The sequence below is a fragment of the Pelagibius sp. genome (assembly GCF_028281305.1).
Taxonomy (GTDB): domain Bacteria; phylum Pseudomonadota; class Alphaproteobacteria; order Kiloniellales; family Kiloniellaceae; genus Pelagibius.
Genome location: NZ_JANQKD010000066.1, coordinates 1 through 2993 on the forward strand (window position 1 = coordinate 1; position 2993 = coordinate 2993).

Consider the following 2993-nt stretch of genomic DNA (forward strand, 5'->3'; position numbering starts at 1 on the left):
AGCAGGACCAGATGACGGCGGTGCCGGTGGGGACGAGGTAGCCCTGCTGGCTGTATTCGCTGAAGCGCAGTTCGCCGCCTTCGAAGTCACCGCCGTTCAGGGTCACCGAAATGGTGAATCGGCGGTGGCGGGTTTCTTTGGTGGGATTGTCGCGGTGCGGGCCGAGGCTGCCGCTTTCCGCCGAGTCGTAGCCGGCGATGCGGTAGTCCTCGCGCCGCGAGATCTTGGTCTGGAAGGCTTTGCGCAGCTCCGGGATCACCCGGCGGTTCAGCTTGGCGTCGAGGTACTTCTGCAGCGCCGGATCGCGCACCACAAGCTGCGAGACCTTGCCGTAGTCCTTGTTGCGCACCATGAAGTCGCCGGCCTCCTGGCCGAAACCCTGGGTGGTCAGCCCCTCGGCTTCCCAGACCGGGGCCGGGCGGTGCCAATAGTCGATCAGGTCGGCGCAGTCCTTGGCGCTCAGGGTGCGCGGCAGCACGATGACCGGTGGATGGCCGGCCGGCGGCGCGCTCAGCGGGTCGTCGGCGGCAGACTCGAGGGCTGCCAGGATCTCCGCGCCACGGGTGGCGCCGCCGCCGTCGAAGAGCTCCACCATGCGCAGGTTGGCGTCCAGTACGAAGGTGGCCGCGGGCCGGCCGATGGTCAGCGGATCGAGGCCGCAGGCCCCGTAGAGCTCCGCCTTGGCGTCGGACAGGATGGGGAAGGGCAGGGACCGGCCGTCCCTCAGAGCGCGGTTTTCCTCCGGGCTGCGGCGGGTGATGGCGAGGATGACCGATTCGCTGTCTGCGAGCGCGTCCGCCAGCGCGGCCAGTTCGTCTTCGTAGCTCGGCCCCGCGCCCTCGCATTCGAAGACCAGGACCAGCGGCCGGCCCGCCAGACGGTCGTCCAAGGGTCCCACCGGGCGGCCATCCTGATCGGCAAAGCGAAAGGGCGGGATACGATCACCGCCCTCCAGGCGCTCAGCCGCCGTGAAGGGCGGCCGCTGCTCCTGCTTCGCCGCCATGAAAGACCCCTTTCCCCCAGAGGTGCATGAAGCACCTTCAGCGATCTTAGGGATGATGGGCGGCGGTGACTACCGGGATGTGTTCGGCGAGGCTTGCGGGGCTCAGTCGGTCAAAGGCGCCGCGGTTTCCCCGTCGACGCTGTAGCCGGTGAGGTGGCCCATGACGGTGCCGTAGGCGGTCTCGATGCTGAGGCGCACCGGGATCAGCGGGGCGTCCGCGGCGGGGCGGGCGACCCAGACGATGCGGTCGCGGGCGGTGGCGGCATATTTGTTGCGCTCGATGCGGTGGCCGCCGAGCATCTCGTAGTCCAGGTGGCAGCCGCGCGCCTCTCCGTCGAAGATGGAGTAATTGTTGGGCTCCAGCTTGGTCACACCGGCATCGGCGACGGTGAGGTCATAACGCTTGCGCCCGTCGAAGACGGCGAAGCTGCCCTCGCAGGCCCCGCCGTTGCGCAGGAGCTGTCCCAGCCCGGCAATGACGCTGAGCGGGTCGAGGGTGCCCTTGCCGGCGTCCGGGGGCAGGGGATGACGATCCTCCCAGTCCTGCTCGGGCTCGGAAAGGCTCTCCACGATGTTGCCGGCGTCGTCGTAGCGCAGGCTGACCAGACGCTCGCCCTCGTCCGCCGTGCCCCAGTTGTCGTGGAGCTCCGGGATGACGGCATCGGCGATGAGTCGCCCCTTGCTTTCGGTGGTGCCGCGCCAGGAGAGGAACCAGCTCAGGAAGCCCTGGGTCTCTGCCTCGGCGGTGATGCGATAGCGCTCTTGGCCGTTCTCCAGATAGGCCTCGGCGTTCAGAACATGAAAGCCGCCGAAGTAGACCTCGTAGCTGGCGCGCACCGCCTTGGCCTCGTCGGCCGCGGCGGCACCGCTCCAAAAGAGGAGGCCGGCGGCGGCCAGGCCTTGCGCAGCGCGAAGGGAGAACTTCGGAAAGGCGGCGGGTCGCAGGCGCATGGATTCCCCCAGTGGCGAAGAAAGGTCAGGCTACCAAAGGTTGTCTCAGACAAACTATGTCTGCAGTGCGTCAAATCCAAGGGCTCGCTCCGGCGCCCTTGGCGCTATCCTGACAGTCCCCGTAAGAGAGATCGGGTGCCGCCATGACCGAGCCGAGGAACCTGCTGAGCAGCCTGCCGCCCGCCACGGCGGAGGAGGTTTTCGAAATCCTGCTGGAACGCCCGGGGGTAAAGCTGGAGCGCATCGTCTCCCGCGGCCAGACGACGCCGGAGGGTGAATGGTACGACCAGGACTGGGACGAATGGGTGCTGCTGCTGGCCGGGGCGGCACGCCTGACCATCGAAGGTGAGGGCGAGACGGACCTGGGCCCGGGCGACGCCCTGCTGCTGCCGGCGCATTGCCGCCACCGGGTTTCCTGGACCGATCCGCTGCGCCCGACGCTTTGGCTGGCACTCCATGTGAAATCTGAGGAGGGGTCTTGAATCTATTGATAAGAAAACGTTTTTTCTGACTTAAACCTCCGCTTCTGCCTCCTTGACCTTGCGGGCGACCCGGAAGCACTCCATGGCCTGGGGCACGCCGCAGTAGATGCCCACGACATGGACGATGGCGCGGATCTGCTCCCAGGAGACTCCGTTGTTGCGGGCGCCGCGGCAGTGGATTTCCCACTCGTGCATTTTTCCCAGGGCACCGATCATGGCGAGGTTCATCATGGAGCGGGTCTTGGGATCGATCGCCGCATCGCCCCAGCCGAAGCCCCAGCACCAGGCGGTCATCGCCTCCTGAAAGGGCCGGTTGAAGTCGTCCGCCCCGCCCAGGGTCTTCTCGACGTAGTCGTCGCCGAGGGTTGCCTTGCGCTGTTTCAGTCCCTTCTCAAAAAGATCGCCGTCCATCACCTTTCCTCTCACCTCATGTCCCGTCAGTTCAGGCGGATCGCCACGTTCTTGGTCTGCAGATAGTTCCACAGGGCCTCGCGGCCCTTCTCGCGACCATAGCCCGACTTGCCGTAGCCGCCGAAGGGCGTTTCCACGCCGCCGGC

At 66.8% G+C, this 2993-nt stretch carries 5 protein-coding genes; 1 reads left to right on the top strand and 4 read right to left on the bottom strand.

The annotated features are described in order from the left end of the window. A partial coding sequence (locus Q0982_RS13505) for a redoxin domain-containing protein (RefSeq protein ID WP_299396417.1) occupies positions 1–1003 on the bottom strand: 1003 nt, incomplete at its 3' end. A gap of 102 nt (positions 1004–1105) precedes the next feature. After that, positions 1106–1954 (bottom strand): DUF3108 domain-containing protein, encoded by an 849-nt coding sequence (locus Q0982_RS13510; RefSeq protein ID WP_299396419.1) that lies wholly within the window; start codon positions 1952–1954, stop codon positions 1106–1108. A gap of 143 nt (positions 1955–2097) precedes the next feature. Between Q0982_RS13510 and Q0982_RS13515 the strand changes: the two genes are divergently transcribed. Then, a complete protein-coding gene (locus Q0982_RS13515) occupies positions 2098–2436 on the top strand; it encodes a cupin domain-containing protein (protein ID WP_299396421.1) in 339 nt (112 codons plus the stop codon). 30 nt (positions 2437–2466) lie between these two features. Here the strand turns inward: Q0982_RS13515 and Q0982_RS13520 are convergent, their stop codons facing one another. Both Q0982_RS13520 and Q0982_RS13525 read right to left on the bottom strand, forming a co-directional pair. Beyond that, a complete protein-coding gene (locus Q0982_RS13520; protein WP_299396422.1) occupies positions 2467–2847 on the bottom strand; it encodes a carboxymuconolactone decarboxylase family protein in 381 nt (126 codons plus the stop codon). A 26-nt stretch (positions 2848–2873) separates the two neighbouring features. After that, complete coding sequence (locus Q0982_RS13525; protein WP_322097023.1) at positions 2874–2984, bottom strand: aldehyde dehydrogenase family protein; 111 nt, start codon at positions 2982–2984, stop codon at positions 2874–2876. Between the last annotated feature and the right edge of the window lie 9 nt (positions 2985–2993).

Excerpts from the sequence above, each read along its gene's own strand:
- Q0982_RS13510 (WP_299396419.1), bottom strand. The coding sequence starts at position 1,954 with ATGCGCCTGCGACCCGCCGCCTTTCCGAAGTTCTCCCTTCGCGCTGCG.
- Q0982_RS13515 (WP_299396421.1), top strand. The coding sequence starts at position 2,098 with ATGACCGAGCCGAGGAACCTGCTGAGCAGCCTGCCGCCCGCCACGGCG.
- Q0982_RS13520 (WP_299396422.1), bottom strand. The coding sequence starts at position 2,847 with ATGGACGGCGATCTTTTTGAGAAGGGACTGAAACAGCGCAAGGCAACC.